The organism is Haloarchaeobius sp. FL176 (assembly GCF_024609245.1).
GTDB lineage: Archaea > Halobacteriota > Halobacteria > Halobacteriales > Natrialbaceae > Haloarchaeobius.
In genome coordinates this window covers 115,244-131,910 of the sequence record NZ_JANJYH010000009.1, presented here as the reverse complement: position 1 = coordinate 131,910, position 16,667 = coordinate 115,244, and the positions used below count along the sequence as shown (strand labels likewise).

Here is a 16,667-nt window from a genome sequence, read left to right as displayed (position 1 = left end):
CCGTGTTCGTCAGCAGCGCCGCGAGGTGGACGATGTGCGTGGTGTCGGTCTCGGCGACGGCGTTGACCACGTCCGTCGGGTCGCTCACGTCGCCCCGGCGAATCTCGACGTCGTCGGCGATGTCGAGTTTCTCCAGAATACGCGGGTCCGTCGAGAGGTCGTAGGCCACCACGTCGTGGCCGTGTTCGACGAAGGACTTCGCGACGTACGAACCGATGAATCCGGTGCCACCGGTAACGAGTACGGTGTTGCTTGCTGGCATCCCTTCTACCGAGACGCAGGTCCGCAAAAAGCGTTGTGTTGCGGGCGGCTCGTGACGGTTACTCGTGGAGCCCGCCGACTTCGGCGTAGAACGACGACTGGAGGTTCTCGACCATGTCCGGCTCGCGGTCGATACGCACGTCGACGACCGTCGGGACGTCAGCCGCCTTCGCCTCGGCGAGTCTGGCATCCAGGTCTGCGGGGTCGTCGACCCGCATCGCATCCGCTCCGAAGCCGGAGACGACGGCCGTGAAGTCGGTGTCGTGGAACTCGACGCCGGGAATGGAGTCGTCCATCTGCCGGACCATCCCGAGGCTCGTGTCGTTGAGGACGACGAACGTCGGCGCGACGCCGTACTCGACGGCGGTCTCGACGCAGGTCATCGTCATCGTGAAGCCGCCGTCGCCGGCGACTGCGACCACGTCCTTGTCGGTCGTGATGGCGGCCGAGACACCGGCCGGACCGGCCCAGCCCATGCCGCCGACGCCACCGCTGCCGAAGTACGTCCGGATGCCGGGCGTCTGGAGGTAGTTGAGCAGCCAGAACCGGTTGTTGCCGGAGTCCGCGGTGACGATCGTGTCCTCGTCGACGATATCGTTGATGGCGGCGACCGCACGCTGGGGCATGATTGGGGTGTCATCGGACTCGCACTCGGGGACAGAGAAGTCCTCGCGTGCCTCGGCAGCACGGTCGAGCGCCCAGTCGGTCTCGCCACCGGATGCGACGACGAGCGATGCGAGGCTCTTCCCGGCGTCACCGATGAGGCCCACGTCGGCCGGGTAGACCCAGCCGGCGTTGCGAGTGTCGATGTCCGCGTGGACGATGGTCTGCTCGTCCGGCCGGATGAAGGAGGCGGCCTGCCAGTTGGTGTCCATCGGGTTCATCCGGCAGCCGACGACGAGCAGCGTGTCGGCCTCGCTGACGACCTGATTCGCGCCCTCGTGACCGAACGAGCCGATGACGCCCGCTGCACGCTCGTGCGTCTCCGGAATCGTCGACTTCCCGAGGTAGGATGTGACGACGACGGCGTCGTACGCCTCGGCGACGGCCTGCAACTCGTCGTAGCACTGCGAGGAGTGCACACCGTTACCGGCGACGATGACGGGCCGCTCGGCGCTCGAGAGGGCATCTGCTGCCGCCCGGACGTCGGCATCCGTCGGCGAGGACTTCCAGTTGCGGGTCTGTCGCTCGGGCGACCAGACCGGCGGGACCTCGTCCTCGGGGACCTCGCTGGTGACCGCGTCGCCGTCGAGGATGATCGCCGTCGGGCCGGGGCGCCCAGCGGTCGCGTGCTTGAACGAGAGCTGCAGGCTCCGGAGCGTCTCGCTCGGCGTCCGTGGGAACCACCACTCCTTGGTGATTCCATCGAGGATCTTCGGGAGCGAGAACCCACCGTAGTCGCCGCGGGCCTGCTGGTACGGCGCGAGCGTGGAGTAGTCGCCACGCTCGCTGGCTTCGGTGATGGCGACCATCGGGGAGGAGCCGAGACGCGCTTCCATCTGCCCGATTGCACCGATGCTTCCGACCCACGGCCCCTGCCCGGTGAACACGCCGGGGTCCTGATGGTAGCGGCCGTACATCTCGGCCATTACGCTCGCCTCGCGTTCGTCGCGTGGCCGGACGACTTCGATATCCGACTCGACGAGTGCTTCGAGTAGTTCGATAGCCCGGCCGCCGGGGTAGCCGAAGAGATACTCTACGTCGAGATCTTCCAGCGTCTGTACGATCTGGTGGTTTACTGTCGTCATATCGATGGGCTCCGCTCCGGACATCCCGTCGACTCCGTGCGGCAGGCCACGGTACGGTAGCCCCGCTGGCTGGACCGCAGCCTGTCGGACGACTCGGACGGTGGTCCGGTAGTGACAGCAGATTTCAGTGGGTTCGTCTTGGTTCTATCGGTGGGCGTGCATGGCTGAAGCCGTCGGCGGACCGCTACTGCACCCAGAGGGTCTTCCGGTTGACGAACTCGCGGATGCCCTGCTTCGAGAGCTCGCGGCCGTAGCCGGAGGCCTTGATGCCGCCGAACGGGACACGTGGATCCGACTTCACGAGTTCGTTGACGAAGACGGAGCCGGTCTCGAGGCGACGACCGATCCGTTCCCCCCGGTCACGGTCCTCGGTCCAGACGCTCGCACCGAGGCCGAACCGCGAGTCGTTGGCGAGCTCGATGGCCTCCCGTTCGTCGTCGACGCTGAACACCGTTGCGACGGGTCCGAACGTCTCCTCACAGGCGGCGGGAGCGCTCTTGGGGACGTCGGTGAGGACGGTCGGAGCGTAGTAGTGACCGGTCCGGTCGAGCCGCTCCCCACCCAGTTCGAGCGACGCACCGGCCTCGATGCTCCCCTCGACCTGTTCGTGCAGCTCGTCGACGAACTTGCCTTTCGCCAGCGGCCCGAGGTCGGTCTCCTCGGCCGCTGGGTCGCCGACGGTGAGGTCCGCGACGGCACCCGTGAAGCGGTCGACGAATTCGTCGTACACATCCTCGACGACGATGAAGCGCTTGGCCGCGATACACGACTGGCCCGTGTTCATGTAGCGTGCGGTAACGGCGGTCTCGACTGCGGCGTTCAGGTCGGCGTCGTCAAGGACGAGGAACGGGCCACTGCCGCCGAGTTCGAGGACGGTCTTCTTGAGGTGGTAGCCGGCCGTCTCCGCGACCTTGCGTCCAGCGTACTCGCTGCCCGTAAGCGTGGCAGCCTTGACTCGGTCGTCGGCGAGCACTCGTTCGACCTCGCTCGAACCGACGAGCAGCGTCGTGAACACGCCCTCGGGATAGCCGGCCTCCGCGAAGATCTCCTCGATGGCGAGGGCACACCCCGGGACGTTCGACGCGTGTTTGAGGAGGCCGACGTTCCCGTCCGTGAGCGTCGGCGCAGCGAACCGGAACACCTGCCAGAAGGGGTAGTTCCAGGGCATCACCGCGAGGACGGCTCCGAGCGGCTCGTAGACTACCTTCGTGTTCGCTTCGGGGATGGTCGCGAGACGTTCGTCGGAGAGGTGGGCAGCGGCGTGTTCCGCGTAGTACTCACAGACCCAGGCACACTTCTCGACCTCGCTTCTGGCCTCCGATATCGGTTTGCCCATCTCGGTCGTGATGAGCTGGGCGTACTCCTCGGCGTTCTCACGAAGGACGGTGGCCACGTTGGCGAGCTTGGTCTGTCGCTCCTCGATAGGACGAGCGCGCCAGTCCTCGAACGCGGTGGTCGCGCGTTCGAGGGCATCGTCGACGTCGCTGTCCGAGTGAGACTCGTACGCACGGACCGGTCGCTCGGTTGCCGGGTTCGTACTCTGCATGCCCGCCGAGTTTCGGGGTGCCCAAGTTAGGTGTTTCTACCGAGGCAGTCTCCACAGCTTGTTCGCCCGCCGGGCGCACGTATTTCTAGAACACGGACCGACGATTCGTTCAGAAATACACGCGATTCGACGTGTTAGGTTGGACGACCAAGAATTTATAATGAATGAATGAAACGTTGGAGGTATGCCTGAAATTGACAGACGGCATTTGCTCAAGGCAGCTTCGGCAACCAGCGTCGCAGGGCTGACTGGATTGGCCGGTTGTCTCGGTGGTGGTGGTGGCGACGCGGACAGTCTCTCGATCGGGGTCGTGACCGACACGTCCGGGCCCTACGCACACCTCGGGAACTCGGTCATTCGCGGGATAAAACTCGGTCTGGCCCAGTCACTCGACGCGGACACCGAGGAGCTCGCCGACTCGAACACTGTCGAAGGAAGCGGTGTTACCGTCGAAATACTCACCGAGGACTCTGGACTCGCAGCTGATACGGGCCGACAGAAGGCACGGAAGCTGGTCCAGAGCGACGAGGTCGACATCCTGCAGGGAAGCGTTTCGTCCTCGGTCGCGGCCGCCGTGCAGGACGTTGCGACGAACGCGAGCACACCGATGTTCATCGATACCGCAGCCGCGACGTCCCTGACGGGCGAGAACTGCAACAAGTACACGTTCCGGACCTCCCAGACGACGTATCAGGACGCGCTGGCGGGTGGGAAGTACGCCGCCGAGAACCTCGGCTCGAACTTCTACTTCGTGGGGGCCGACTACTCGTGGGGACACGACTCCGTCGCCCAGTGGAAGTCCGTCATCGAGGAGAACGGTGGGAGCGCTGCTGGTGAGTCCTTCGTCTCACCGGGTACGTCAAACTACACGCCGTATCTGCAGAAGGCGGATGAGAGCGGTGCGGACTCAATCGTCGTGGCACTCACCGGGACCGACGGCATCCGGTTCAGCCGTGACCTGGCTGACTTCGGCACGGACTTCGATGCCACCGCGACCGGCGTGACGACCGTCCCGTGGATGCAGCAGGTCGGAACGGCCGCAACTGGGTTCAGCGCCATCCCGAAGTACTTCTGGCCGTTCCCGGACAACTCGACGAACGAGTGGATCATCGAGCAGTACTCCAGTCAGTGGAATACCGTGCCGTCCATCTTCACGTCGGGTGCCCACGCAGCCGGCTACGCCATCGGTCAGGGGATGCAGTCCGCCGGTTCCAACGACGCGGACCCGCTCATCGAGGAGTGGCACGGGATGACTATCGAGAAGACCGCGCGGGGCGACGGTGCCTACACCATCCGTGAATGCAACCACCAGGCGGAGTTCCCGATGTACCTCGGTCACTTCGAGGAGACGTCCGGTGGCTCGATGGACGTGGAACCGGTTCTGGACGACACCTTCGAGGCACAGGCGAGCATCCGCCCCTGCGGCGAGACCGGGTGTTCGGGCATCGAGCTGTGAGCGCGATGACGCCGCTGTCCGTGGGGCTCGGTGACCTCGCAACCACGTTCGTCAACGGTGTTTCGTACGGGATGATCCTCGTACTGGTAGCGCTCGGTCTCTCACTCGTGTTCGGACTGATGGGCGTCCTCAACTTCGCTCACGGCGCGTTGTTCATGCTCGGTGGCTACATCGGGCTGGCAGTGATGGAGTTGACTGGCGGCGGCATCACCGGGTTCGTTCTCGCGCTCATCATCGCGCCACTGGTCGTGGCCGCCATCGGTGCCGGACTGGAACGGACCGTGTACAAGCCGCTGTACGACACTGAACCGATCTACCAGCTGCTGTTGACGTTCGGACTCGCGGTAGTCATCGAGGAGGCGGTGAAGTACATCTGGGGAGCAGCACCTCCCGGTGTGCCACCTCGTCCGGCGGTGTTCGATGGAGCGGTCGTCTTCATGGGCATCAGCCTGCCGTACTACCGCGTGTTCACCATCCTGCTCGGCGCCGCGGTCGTCGCAGGGACGGCCCTGTTCCTCTCCCGAACCCGGTTCGGGCTCATCGTTCGGGCAGGGGTCTACAACACGGACAGAACGGCGACTCTCGGCCTGAACGTGGAACGTGCGTTCACGGCCGTGTTCGGGCTCGGGGCGTTCATCGCCGCACTCGGCGGTGTCGTCTACATCTACCGGGCCATTGAGCCGAGCGTCGGTGCCTCGATAATCCTCCCGGCGTTCATCGTGGTCATCGTCGGTGGCCTCGGCTCGTTCTGGGGGTCGGTCATCGCCGGGCTGCTCATCGGCATCATCTGGCAGTTCGCTGCGGTGTACGCCCCCGTGCCTGCCGGGACGGTCATCTTCCTCGTGATGATCGCCGTCCTCCTGCTGCGACCGCAGGGCATCCTGGGTGAAGCGGAGGTGGAGGTATGAGCTACTTCGAACGCTCCAACGAGCTGTTCGAGTCGGTGAAGACGCCCTACATCGGAGCGACCCTGCTCGCTCTCGTCGCGGCCTTCCCCCTCGTGGCGAACGCTATCGGCGGGCTCCCGTTCCTCACGAGCATCGCGATCGAGATGATGATCTTCGCGGTGTTCGCGATGAGCTTCAACCTGCTCGTCGGCTACACCGGCTACGTGAGTTTCGGACACACGGTGTTCCTGGGATCGGGCGCCTACATGACGGCGATCCTGATGAAGAAGTTCAGCGTGCCGTTCATCGCGGCCGCCCCAGCAGCTGTGGTCGGGACCGGCCTGTTCGCCCTGGTCGTTGGTGGCATCGCGTTCCGACGGTCGGGCGTCTACTTCGCGATGATTACGCTGGGCGTCGCCCAGGTGTTCTACACCCTCTTCCAGAGCTGGAACTACGTGGGCGGAGACACCGGTATCATCATCGACCCGCCGGTCGTGTTCGGGTACGAGTTCAACCCGTTCGAACCGATGGGGTACTACTACCTGGCACTCGCCACCGTGGTCGTCACGTACCTGTTCACGCGGTACCTGGTCAGGTCGCCGTTCGGTCACGTCCTGCAGGCGATCCGCGAGAACGAGGAGCGCGCCCGGGCTGTCGGCTACAGCGTCCGGACGTTCAAGCTCGCGGCGTTCTCGGTCTCTGGGGGACTGGCGGCCGTCGCCGGCGTGCTCTACGCCGCGTATTTCACGCAGGTCGCACCGGGAAGTACGCTGTATTGGACGACCACGGGTGACGGGCTGTTCATGATACTCATCGGTGGCATGGGAACCCTCGTCGGCCCCATCATCGGTTCGGTGTTCGTCATCGGGACCCAGTACGCACTATCGACGTACCTGGTCGACTTCATCCCCGAGGGCGCGCCGACGCTCATCGCACGGTTACCCGAGCGGTGGCCACTTCTGCTCGGGCTGTTGTTCATGCTGACTGTGCTCCGGTTCCGGAGCGGTATCGCCGGTGGGCTGGGCTTCTCGAGAGTCCGCTCCATTGACGACGTCCTGGCCCGCGTGAGCGGGAGCGCAGAGCCGGATGAGGCGGCCGTCAAGAGCGATGGAGGTGACGAGAAATGACCGACGACCCAATTGTCCGCTGTACCGACCTCAGGAAAGACTTCGCGGCCGTCACGGCAGTCGACGACCTGACGATCGACATCCACGACGAGTTCACGAGCGTCATCGGTCCGAACGGTGCCGGCAAGACGACGACGTTCAACCTGCTCGCGGGAACACTGTCGCCGACGGCCGGACGCATCGAGCTGAACGGGACCGACGTGACGGCCAGGGGTCCGGAGAGCCGGGTTCACCACGGGCTCTCCCGCACGTACCAGATAACGAACCTCTTCGACGAGCTGCCGGCGTTCGAGAACGTCCGTCTCGCGGTCCAGGCCGTGAGCGACGTGCCGTACGCGAACGTCTTCGCGGACGCACTCTCGGATCAAGAGATAAACCGACGAACGACGGAGATACTAGACCTCGTCGGCTTCGAGGAGGACCGGACCACGGCCGCAGAGAACCTCTCGCAGGGGTACAAGCGCCTGCTCGAGATCGCGATTGCCCTCGCGCCGGAGCCGGACATCCTGTTGCTCGACGAGCCGACTGCAGGGCTCGCTGTCGACAAGAAGGAGCTCGTCTTCGACGTCGTCGGCGACCTGGCCAACGAGTACGCCGTCGTTCTCATCGAACACAAGCTCGACGTCGTCCGGGACATGTCGGACCGACTGGTGGTCATGCACAACGGCCAGGTGCTCGACTCCGGCCCACCGGAGGAGACGCTCTCGAACCCGGCAGTGCAAGAAGCATATCTCCGGGGGGTGACCTCGTAATGAGTAATCACCCGCTGCTCCAGCTGGAAGACGTACACGCCTACTACGGCGACCATCACGTCCTCGACGGCATCACGTTCGATGTCGACACCGACGAGGTCGTCGCGTATCTGGGGCGGAACGGCACCGGAAAGACGACGACGTACAAGCTCATCACCGGACTGCTCGAACCGCGCCAGGGGACGATAACGTACAAGGACGAAGTGATAAACGGCCAGGAACCCTACAAAGTCGGTCGGAAGGGTGTCTCCTTCGTCACTGCCGACGAGAAGGTGTTCCCCCATCTGACGGTGCGAGAGAACATCCGACTCCCGACGCTCGAACGGGACGTCGAACCCGACTTCGAGTACCTCTACGAACTGTTCCCGGACCTTCGTGAGTACGAGCGCTCGCGGGCGGCCGACCTCTCCGGCGGCCAGCAACAGATGGTCGCCATCGCTCAGGCACTGGCGGCCGACCCGGACCTGCTCCTGCTCGACGAGCCGGTCCAGGGGCTCGCCGTGCAGTTCGTCGAGAAGGTGTCCTCGCTGCTCGACCGGCTCACGTCCGAACAGGACCTCGCGGTGATGATCATCGAGCACGACATCGACCTCGCGCTCGAAGTCGCGGACAGAGTGCTGGTGCTCGACGAGGGCCAGATCGTCTGGCAGGGGTCGAGCGAGGCGCTCGCGGAGAACGACGAAATCATCGACCGTTACATCGGCGTGCAGGGGTTCGCCTGAGCGCCCCACGCCCTTCCCGATACGAACTAGGACCTGGATACCAGTGCATTCGAAGGAAACCATCATGAACCAAAACAGGACAGATACGCTCGCTCCGAGTCAGGTGAAGACAGATGACGAATAGCTACGACACCCTGTTCGAGCCGCTGGAACTCGGTCCAGTGGAGATCCCGAACCGGGTGTACCAGCCACCGCACGGCAACGCGTACGGCCTCGGCGACCAGCAGACGGCGTTCCGTGCAGAGAAGGCCAAGGGCGGGTTCGGCCTCATCATCCAGGAGTACAGTCAGATACACGAATCGACGGACGTCACGCCCGTCGACCCCGGATTCCTCCATACCGACGAGACGATCGAACCCCAGCGGGAGATGGTCGAGGCGGTGCACGACCACGGCTCGAAACTGTTCGTCGAGCTCTGGCACGGTGGACTCACCGCGTCGAACTACGGTAGCCGTCACCCACCACTCTCGTCGTCGCAGACGCCCAGTGGCAACTACTACACGCCGAAGGAGATGGAACACGACGACATCGAGGAGATCGTCGAGGCGTTCGGCACCGCGGCCGACCGGGCCAGGCAGGCAGGGTACGACGGTGTCGAACTCCACGCGGCCCACGGCTATCTCATCTCGCAGTTCCTCTCGCCGTTCTACAACGACCGCGACGACGAGTACGGCGGCTCGCTGGAGAACCGGATGCGGTTCTTCGAGGAGGTCATCGACAGCGTCGACGACGCCATCAGCGACGACATGGCCTTCGGTGCGCGATTCACCATCGACGAGCGCGTCGAGGGCGGACTGACGGCCGACGGTGAGGGGCTGGAAATCGTCGAACGCATCGGCGACGACCTCGACTTCTGGGACCTCGACATCGGCGTCAAGCAGTCGATCGACGACATGATCGGGCCGAGCCGCCGCCACTCGAAGAACTACCAGATCGAGTTCATCGAGGAGGCCACCGAGGCTCTGGACGTTCCGGTCGGTGGGACGGGTCGAATCACCGACCCACGCGACGCCGAGCGCCTCCTCGAGAGCGGTGCCCTCGACATGGTCGGGATGGCCAGACAGTCCATCGCCGACCCGCACTGGCCCAAGAAGGCCAGAGAGGGCCGTGTCGATCAGATTCGAGAGTGTATCGGCTGCAACATCTGTGTCTCCCAATCGAGGCAGGGAATCCCGCTCATCTGTACACAGAACCCGACCGTCGGCGAGGAGCAACGGTGGGGGCCAGAAGAGTACGAACAGGTCGACGAGCCGAAAGGGATTCTCGTCGTCGGCGGCGGTCCAGCGGGGACCGAGTTCGCTCGCGTCGCCGCCGAACGGGGCCACATCGTCCACCTGAACGAGAAGGAACGGGAGCTCGGTGGCCGCATCAATTTCGAGGGTAGTCTTCCCGGTCTGAGCGAGTGGAAACGAGTGCGCGACTGGCGCGAAACTGAGCTCGACAGACTCGACGTCGCTGTCCACACGGGGAGCCGTGCGGAGATGGAGTACGACGACGTTCGCACCTACGGGGCGGAGATTGTCGTCATCGCGACGGGTGGCCACTGGTCAGAGAAGGGGGTCACGTCAGGGACCCACCAGCCGGTTCTTGGCTGGGACCAGGACCACGTCCTCACCCCAGCGCAGGCAGTGGACGCCGACCTCTCCGACGAGCGCGTCGTCATCTTCGACGAGGAAGGCTACAACGTCAGCGCCGGCGTCGCACAGACACTCGCCGACGACAACGACCTTACGTTCGTCACGCCCCGGACGAGCGCGTTCCAGGAGACGCTCCACACGTTCGAGCGCAAGACGATATACTCGGACCTCTACTCGGCAGGCGTCGACTTCGTCCCGGATCACACGCTCACGCAAGTGGACGAGGAGTCCGTCACCGCGACGAACGTGTACTCCGACGAGACGACGGTGTTCGATGCGGACCACGTCGTGTTCACGACCATGCGGAAATCGAACGACGACCTGTACCGTGAACTGAAGCGGAACGAGGAGACGCTCACCTCGGAGACGGAGATAGAGGAGATACACGCCATCGGCGACTGCGTGTCTCCACGCCGTATCGCCGATGCAGTCTACCACGGCCACGAGCTCGGTCGAAACACGTAGCCGGCAACCCTCTCAGTTCACACCACCGGTGTTGGAGATGCCGCCATCGACGACGAGTGAGGACCCGGTGACGAACTCCGCGAGTTCGCTGGCGAGGTAGACCGCAGCGTTACCGACATCCTCGGGTGTGCCGAACGTCTGCAACGGGATCGATTGCCGATACTCGTCGGCCCGGTCGCTGCCAATGATGTCGATGTCGTCGGCTATCATCTTGGTGTCTATCGGCCCCGGGTGAATCGCGTTCACACGGATACCGTGCGGCCCCAGTTCTGCTGCCAACGAGTACGTCAGGAGACGAATGGCTCCCTTCGACGCACAGTAGATGCTGTTGTCGCTCCCACCGTCGATCCCCGCCATACTCGAGAGATTGATGATGGAGCCGCCATCGCCGTCCATGAGGGCCGCAGCTGCAGCCTTGGAGCCGAGGAACGTTCCTTTGACGTTGACGTTCATGACCCGGTCGAACTGGCGTTCCGAGAGCTCGGTGATCGGTCCACTCTCGAGGACGCCAGCGTTGTTGACCATGATATCGAGTCCACCGAACTGCTCGGTACGGTCGATGGCGTGGCAGACCTCCGCCCACTCGGTGACGTCACAATCGACGAAGACCGCCTCGGCTGCCGTCGTCTCGTTGATGTGCTCGTGTGTGGGGACGCCACCCTCCCGTGGGTCCTGTCGTACGTCGGCCACAACGATGTCGGCCCCGTACTCTGCCAATCGCGTGGCGATCGCTCGACCGTTCCCACTGGCAGCACCAGTTACGACAGCCGTTCGACCATCGAGTAAGTCCGGCATGTGGATTCGTTGAAGCAACGGGTGTATATTCTTTTGCACGGGGTGATCTGGCCCTCGGCAGATCCGTCGAGGAACAGAGGCACGTACAGCCCTCGCACGTCGCAGACGTGTAAAATTTAGAGGTTGTGTATTCAGCTAGTAGTACTGTTCCAAACGGTGTTCGGTTGTATACAACCGGACGACGGGGACTGTACTCGGCTTTCCGAGCACGCAACTACCCAGTCGTTCTGGTTCAGGAGTCTAGAATACCAGCTTACTAGAGCTGATGTGGTCTGTCTGTGACTGAGGAATATGCGTCCAGCCACCGATTTCATCAACGAGCTCCTGCAGCGGAAATTCCAGTGAAAAGACGCTGGTACCTCGTGAATCCCATCGGAGATAACCTCGTTCTCTGCAGTCCCTGGTCGTGCGAGATCTGAGATGCGCGAGTATCGATTCCAACCTGAAGCACCGAAAGTAGATACGAAAATGTGACAGTAAATATTTACTATAGTGCATATATAATATTTATTATCTTTTTGAGTGGGCTCACAAAGAAAGGTATCGCTGGTAACTGGATGCAAACCGATGGTCTCACTGGCCTGGCTGTTCCGACGGTGCCCGAGAACCTCCGTCATCCCGGTTGCACCCATACGGGGAGTCGGGTAGTCCCGATGTCCGACTTGGGACCCGGTGGTCATGCTCCCAGCGGGGCTGACTTTTTCACCTGACAACATTCAGTCGGTGATGCGGACCTCGCCGTCGACGCAGTAGACGTACCCTCGCAACTCGAGAATTTCGAGGGCGGCGTCAGCATCGGCCGTCGTGAATCCCTCAGATTCGAGCGTCCGAAGTGCAGCCTGCTCGCTGAGTCCGCCGGAGTCGTCTACCGACTCTGCGAGTACAGCAAGTGCCGCTTCCGCGAACTGGGGAAGTGGCGTGGGCTCACCGTCCATAGGCCTTCGTGGGCCGATGTTTTGTCTCGAACGTAGTAGAGATTCCGCCGAGGGGACACGCCCAGCGGTAGGTTTGTTAGAAAGTTGTCAATGCGGGGGAGTTCGAACTCGGTCTGGCCTCACCGCTCAGACCGGCGTGACCGGAACGTCGGACCCACGGAGCACCCGGTCGGTGACGGAGCCGAGGTGGTGTGCTCCCTCTTCCGGCTCTCCGGCGGCGCCACGCTTGCCCATCACGATGGCGTCCACCTCGTTCGCTGCCGTGTACGCGAGAATCTCCTCGTGCGGTACGCCCCGCCGGACCACGGCCGTCGTCTCGAGGTCGTGCTCGACTGCCTCCTCGACGATGTCCCCGATGAGGTCCTCGGCGTCCTCGGCCAACTGCTCGAGCGCCACCTCGTAGCTGCTCAGTGCGGGCGTCGAACCGTACACCTTCTCGTCGACGACGAACAGCACGTGCAGTGTGGCGTCGTGCTCGGCCGCGAGGTCGATCCCGTGTTCCACGCCGCGCTCGGCGTGGTCGCTTCCGTCCGTCGGCACGAGGATGTTCGAGTACATACGTGGAACTACGATGGCTGCTATCATGAGTGATGTGCTGGTTCCCGTGCCGGAGGAATCGGCGTGTTGTCTCAACACTGCCGACAGTTGGCGCGCTGGTAGTAGAGGAGACCGACGAAGAGGCCGATGCTCGCGACGCCCAGCAGCGGACGGAGCGGGTCGAAGTAGGTCAGCAGCGCGGAGCTGCTGAACAGCGCGAGCAGGAAGGCGTTGCAGATCGGACACCCGAACGCGAGGACGCCGGTAGCGACGCCGCCGACAGCGACACCGTCACCGAGCGGCTCCACCGCCAGCGAGCGCTGGTAGACGAACGCCGCAGCGAACGCCGCCGTTGCGAACAGGAAGAGGTAGTCTGCCGGCGTCCTGGCGACCATCCGGACGTAGAGCGGGTTCGGAATCAGGCCCGTCACCGTCCCGAACACCAGAAACACGCCCAGCCCGACCGCGATTGCCAGCAGCACGTCACGTCGCTCTCCAGCCACGTTCACGGGATTTCACCACGGTTGCAGGTCCTGGGGTCGCCGGTCCGGGCGAGGAAGCCAACGAGCAGCAGGATGCCGGCGGTCCGGAGGAGGTTCCCCTGGAACGGCAGCGCCGCCATCGCCCCGACGAACCCGAGCATCCCGAGGACGCCGGCCCCGCAGCTCGCACAGCCCGCAGCGAGGACACCCGGTAGCACCGTCGCTACCGACGATACGCCGCTCGCCCGGGTCTGCCGGTACAGTGCGGCGGTGTGGGTCAATGCGACTCCGGTCAGAAGTGCGTACAGCACGACGAGGGCGAGACCTGTCCAGCCGGTAGTGAGGTACACCTCTCGGGTGAGCGTCGAGACGGCGTAGCCGATATCCGTGGGGTTCCGCGAGACGACCTGCACCGAGAACTGGGGGAACGTGCTCAACACGAGTACGAGGTAGGTCAGTCCGGTGGTCCCACCGGCGACCAGCAGCCGGCGGTCTGACGTGAGGGGATAGGTCAGTGCGGCCCGGAGGGAGCGGAGATGGCGATGTGCGGTGCCGTCGGCTGCGCTCACGCTTCTAGCACCCTGTCGAGTGCGTTCGCGAAGTTCTCGTACGGGTGTGCCCCGACTATCTTCCCGGCGGCGTCGGCGTCCCGGTTGTAGAGCACGAACCCGGGAGTCCCCCGGACCCCCGAGTTCCCCGCGAGACTCACGTCCGCCTCGATGTCGGACCGTATCTCGTCAGCGTTGTTCCGTCGACACTCGTCGACCGCGGGGACGGTGATGCCGTCGGTTCGCTCGGTGATCGACGCGAAGGCCTCCTCGTCGGCCCAGTCGTGGCCACCACCCGACTGTGCGTCGAACGCTTCACCGTGCCAGTCCCAGTACGTCGACGGCTCGCTCTCGGCGCTCTGTCGCCAGACGCACCGGTCCCAGTGTGCCGAGGGCATCGAGTACTGCCCGATGTTCGGGTACGAGAGGAACACCAGCCGGACCTCGCCGGACTCGACGTAGTTCTGACCGAGCTTCGGCAGTGTTTGTCTCTCGAACTCCTTGCAGAACGGACAGAGGTAGTCGGTCCAGTAGTACATGTCTACGGGGGCATCGCGTTCGCCTACGACCGGCCTGTCGGCGAGTTCGACTCCGTAGCCCGTCGTGCCATCGAGGGACTGGTACGTCGACGGAGTGTACTCCTGGCTCGACGACTCCGAGCGTGACGCGAGATAGGCGACGCCGCCGCCGAAGACCACGGTCGCCCCACCGGCGATGAGGGCGCGTCGCCGCGTAATATTGCTCTCGCTGTCCATTGGTGTGCAAGGCTATCTGGCCTCGACGTATTTCTCTTGTGGTCGAACCGCGACGCCATCCCCGGAAATGACTGACTACATTCGGGTCGTTTCGCACCTCGTGTCACGCACTTCCCATGGGCCTGCTCAGCGTTCACGGGTCGCCAGCTGGACCCGCGTTCTGCGCCGAGTATCGCGCAGCCACCCAGCTATTTATGCAACTCGTTTGAACGGAGCAGTATGCAACAGACGCCCGCGCTTCCCCAGCCGGTCCTCCAGCGATGACCGGGTTCTATCGCCGGTATCTCGTCGTGTTGTTCCGGTTTCTGCCGTTCGCGCTGGCATTCCTGCGCGACAGGCGACGGTTCCTCCTGCTCGGGGGGCCCAGGCACCTCGACGAGAGCGCACACCGGACGCGTGCCGAGCGAATCCGCGACACGATGCTCGAACTCGGTCCCGCGTTCGTCAAGGTCGGGCAGGTGCTCTCGACCCGCCCGGACATCGTCCCGCCGGTCTACGCCGACGAGTTCGGGACACTCCAGGACGAGATTCCCGAGGACGCCGGAGGTGACCCCCGAGGCATCGTCGAGGCGGAACTGGGTGACGAACTCGACCTGGGGACGCTCGAGCCGGTCGCCGGCGGGTCACTCGCCTTCGTCTACACTGTCCGGTACCGTGGCGAACGAATCGCGCTGAAGGTCCGACGCCCCGACGTGAAAGAGCAGATCGACCGTGACCTGCGGGTCGTCAAGGGACTCATCCCGCTGGTCAGCCTCTTCGCGGACGAGCGACAGCAGTACTCGCTGGAGAACGCGGCCCAGGACTTCGAGGAGATAATCGCCGACGAACTCGAGTTCGAACGGGAACGGAGCATCATGGCGGAGGTGCGCGAGAACGTCGCAGACAACGATGGGGTCGTCGTGCCGGCGGTGTACCACGAGCTCTCCTCGGAACGGGTGCTCGCGATGGAGTACCGGACGGGTCGGAAGATCTCCGACGACGACGCGTTCGACGACCTCGACGTGGGCCCGCACGAGATGGCGGAACGGATCGCGAAGGTCTACCTGCGCATGGGGCTCGTCCACGGCGTGTTCCACGCAGACCCCCATCCGGGCAACCTGTCCGTCACCGACGACGGACGGCTGCTCATCTACGACTTCGGGATGAGCGAGCGTCTTGCTCCGACCGTACAGGAGGACATCGTCTCGTTGTACCGGGCGCTGGTCCGGCAGGACGTCGACGGACTCGTCGACGCGCTCATCGCACTGGACGTGCTGGAGGTCGGGGTCGACCGCGCGGAGGTCGGGCGAGTCCTCGAACTCGTCATCGAGAACCTCGAAGGCCGGCGCGAGGTCACCTGGCGAGCCATCGTCACAGAGCTGACCACGATGCTGCAGGACTTCCCGTTCCGGATTCCCCCTGACGTGATGTTGCTCATCCGCGTCGGCACGGTCGCCGAGGGCGTCTGTCGGCAGCTCGACCCCGAGTTCGACTTCCTCGCAGTCATCCGGTCGTTCCTCGTCGAACAGGGGTTCATCGAGACGGAGTTCCAGGCGGTCCTCGAGGACACCTGGACGGACCTGCGGCGGTCGCTTCCCGCCCTGGCCAGAGCGCCCTACAGGGTCGACAGGACGATGCACCGGCTCGAACGGGGCGAGCTGGTGGTCCGAACGGAGCCGGTCGACGGTGCCGCGGGGACCGACCGAGGGCTCGGCTACGCGGTTCTCGGCGGGGCGCTGCTGGTCTCGGCAGCACTGCTCACGTTCCACAGCCAGCCGTACGAGGTACCGGTCGCCGTCCTGGCTGCGCTCTTCGCTCTCGCCTATCTGGCCACGATCTGGCGAACGTGACGGTGTCACCGGAGCCGGCGTCAGTCGTTCCTCGCCGGGTGTGGTCGCCTCGCGCTACCAGACCAACTCGTACTCGATGGTGCGTTCGGCCTCCGTACTCCCCTCGCTCCCGTCTCGGGACGCAACAGCCGGCGGTATCTGCTCTCGGCCGCTGGTCAGCCCGCTCCGCGTCGGTCCCGCCCGAC

Annotated in this window: 15 protein-coding genes and 1 pseudogene; 7 read left to right on the top strand and 9 right to left on the bottom strand. The window is 64.2% G+C overall.

Features of this window, described 5'->3' with window-relative positions:
* The 3 genes and pseudogenes from NO978_RS15685 to NO978_RS15675 all read right to left on the bottom strand — a co-directional run.
* Positions 1 to 262, bottom strand: a 262-nt coding sequence (locus tag NO978_RS15685) for an NAD(P)-dependent oxidoreductase (RefSeq protein ID WP_257300534.1), incomplete at its 3' end; no start/stop codon positions are given.
* Between the two features lie 58 nt (positions 263 to 320).
* Complete coding sequence (locus NO978_RS15680; RefSeq protein WP_257300533.1) at positions 321 to 2,009, bottom strand: thiamine pyrophosphate-binding protein; 1,689 nt, start codon at positions 2,007 to 2,009, stop codon at positions 321 to 323.
* 184 nt (positions 2,010 to 2,193) lie between these two features.
* Positions 2,194 to 3,567: pseudogene (locus tag NO978_RS15675) on the bottom strand (NAD-dependent succinate-semialdehyde dehydrogenase); the annotation flags it as partial.
* Positions 3,568 to 3,739: 172 nt separating this feature from the next.
* Here NO978_RS15675 and NO978_RS15670 point away from each other — a divergent pair.
* The 6 genes from NO978_RS15670 (at position 3,740) to NO978_RS15645 (ending at position 10,601) form a co-directional block, all read left to right on the top strand.
* The gene (locus NO978_RS15670) at positions 3,740 to 5,011 is read left to right on the top strand and encodes a substrate-binding domain-containing protein (protein WP_257300532.1); all 1,272 of its coding nucleotides are present in this window, start codon (positions 3,740 to 3,742) and stop codon (positions 5,009 to 5,011) included.
* A gap of 5 nt (positions 5,012 to 5,016) precedes the next feature.
* Entirely contained in the window at positions 5,017 to 5,919 is a 903-nt protein-coding gene (locus NO978_RS15665) for a branched-chain amino acid ABC transporter permease (protein WP_257300531.1), read from the top strand.
* On the top strand, positions 5,916 to 7,025 hold the full coding sequence (locus NO978_RS15660) for a branched-chain amino acid ABC transporter permease (RefSeq protein ID WP_257300530.1): 1,110 nt from the start codon (positions 5,916 to 5,918) through the stop codon (positions 7,023 to 7,025). Before NO978_RS15665 ends, NO978_RS15660 begins: the two co-directional genes overlap by 4 nt.
* Complete coding sequence (locus NO978_RS15655; protein WP_257300529.1) at positions 7,022 to 7,777, top strand: ABC transporter ATP-binding protein; 756 nt, start codon at positions 7,022 to 7,024, stop codon at positions 7,775 to 7,777. Before NO978_RS15660 ends, NO978_RS15655 begins: the two co-directional genes overlap by 4 nt.
* Positions 7,777 to 8,499: an ABC transporter ATP-binding protein gene (locus tag NO978_RS15650; RefSeq protein WP_257300528.1), complete on the top strand. Its 723-nt coding sequence runs from the start codon at positions 7,777 to 7,779 to the stop codon at positions 8,497 to 8,499. Before NO978_RS15655 ends, NO978_RS15650 begins: the two co-directional genes overlap by 1 nt.
* Before the next feature lie 113 nt (positions 8,500 to 8,612).
* Positions 8,613 to 10,601 (top strand): FAD-dependent oxidoreductase, encoded by a 1,989-nt coding sequence (locus tag NO978_RS15645; protein ID WP_257300527.1) that lies wholly within the window; start codon positions 8,613 to 8,615, stop codon positions 10,599 to 10,601.
* 12 nt (positions 10,602 to 10,613) lie between these two features.
* Here the strand turns inward: NO978_RS15645 and NO978_RS15640 are convergent, their stop codons facing one another.
* From NO978_RS15640 to NO978_RS15615, 6 genes are all read right to left on the bottom strand, one after another.
* Positions 10,614 to 11,396 (bottom strand): SDR family NAD(P)-dependent oxidoreductase, encoded by a 783-nt coding sequence (locus tag NO978_RS15640; RefSeq protein WP_257300526.1) that lies wholly within the window; start codon positions 11,394 to 11,396, stop codon positions 10,614 to 10,616.
* A gap of 716 nt (positions 11,397 to 12,112) precedes the next feature.
* Positions 12,113 to 12,331 (bottom strand): hypothetical protein, encoded by a 219-nt coding sequence (locus tag NO978_RS15635; protein WP_257300525.1) that lies wholly within the window; start codon positions 12,329 to 12,331, stop codon positions 12,113 to 12,115.
* A gap of 126 nt (positions 12,332 to 12,457) precedes the next feature.
* Positions 12,458 to 12,889: a universal stress protein gene (locus tag NO978_RS15630; RefSeq protein ID WP_257300524.1), complete on the bottom strand. Its 432-nt coding sequence runs from the start codon at positions 12,887 to 12,889 to the stop codon at positions 12,458 to 12,460.
* 71 nt (positions 12,890 to 12,960) lie between these two features.
* Positions 12,961 to 13,377, bottom strand: coding sequence for a hypothetical protein (locus NO978_RS15625; RefSeq protein ID WP_257300523.1), 417 nt, complete (start codon positions 13,375 to 13,377; stop codon positions 12,961 to 12,963).
* Positions 13,374 to 13,919 carry a hypothetical protein gene (locus NO978_RS15620; RefSeq protein WP_257300522.1) on the bottom strand — a complete coding sequence of 182 codons (546 nt, stop codon included), beginning with the start codon at positions 13,917 to 13,919 and terminating at the stop codon, positions 13,374 to 13,376. The genes NO978_RS15625 and NO978_RS15620 overlap by 4 nt, the downstream gene beginning before the upstream one ends.
* The gene (locus tag NO978_RS15615) at positions 13,916 to 14,653 is read right to left on the bottom strand and encodes a thioredoxin domain-containing protein (RefSeq protein ID WP_257300521.1); all 738 of its coding nucleotides are present in this window, start codon (positions 14,651 to 14,653) and stop codon (positions 13,916 to 13,918) included. The genes NO978_RS15620 and NO978_RS15615 overlap by 4 nt, the downstream gene beginning before the upstream one ends.
* A 260-nt stretch (positions 14,654 to 14,913) precedes the next feature.
* Here NO978_RS15615 and NO978_RS15610 point away from each other — a divergent pair, with 260 nt between their 5' ends.
* A complete protein-coding gene (locus tag NO978_RS15610; RefSeq protein ID WP_257300520.1) occupies positions 14,914 to 16,482 on the top strand; it encodes an AarF/ABC1/UbiB kinase family protein in 1,569 nt (522 codons plus the stop codon).
* The last annotated feature ends 185 nt before the right edge of the window (positions 16,483 to 16,667 follow it).

What these genes read in the sequence shown, in the direction of transcription:
- NO978_RS15655 (WP_257300529.1), top strand. Translation starts at nt 7,022, where the DNA reads ATGACCGACGACCCAATTGTCCGCTGTACCGACCTCAGGAAAGACTTC.
- NO978_RS15650 (WP_257300528.1), top strand. Translation starts at nt 7,777, where the DNA reads ATGAGTAATCACCCGCTGCTCCAGCTGGAAGACGTACACGCCTACTAC.
- NO978_RS15635 (WP_257300525.1), bottom strand. Translation starts at nt 12,331, where the DNA reads ATGGACGGTGAGCCCACGCCACTTCCCCAGTTCGCGGAAGCGGCACTT.
- NO978_RS15645 (WP_257300527.1), top strand. Translation starts at nt 8,613, where the DNA reads ATGACGAATAGCTACGACACCCTGTTCGAGCCGCTGGAACTCGGTCCA.
- NO978_RS15640 (WP_257300526.1), bottom strand. Translation starts at nt 11,396, where the DNA reads ATGCCGGACTTACTCGATGGTCGAACGGCTGTCGTAACTGGTGCTGCC.
- NO978_RS15670 (WP_257300532.1), top strand. Translation starts at nt 3,740, where the DNA reads ATGCCTGAAATTGACAGACGGCATTTGCTCAAGGCAGCTTCGGCAACC.
- NO978_RS15610 (WP_257300520.1), top strand. Translation starts at nt 14,914, where the DNA reads ATGACCGGGTTCTATCGCCGGTATCTCGTCGTGTTGTTCCGGTTTCTG.
- NO978_RS15615 (WP_257300521.1), bottom strand. Translation starts at nt 14,653, where the DNA reads ATGGACAGCGAGAGCAATATTACGCGGCGACGCGCCCTCATCGCCGGT.
- NO978_RS15630 (WP_257300524.1), bottom strand. Translation starts at nt 12,889, where the DNA reads ATGTACTCGAACATCCTCGTGCCGACGGACGGAAGCGACCACGCCGAG.
- NO978_RS15665 (WP_257300531.1), top strand. Translation starts at nt 5,017, where the DNA reads ATGACGCCGCTGTCCGTGGGGCTCGGTGACCTCGCAACCACGTTCGTC.
- NO978_RS15680 (WP_257300533.1), bottom strand. Translation starts at nt 2,009, where the DNA reads ATGACGACAGTAAACCACCAGATCGTACAGACGCTGGAAGATCTCGAC.
- NO978_RS15660 (WP_257300530.1), top strand. Translation starts at nt 5,916, where the DNA reads ATGAGCTACTTCGAACGCTCCAACGAGCTGTTCGAGTCGGTGAAGACG.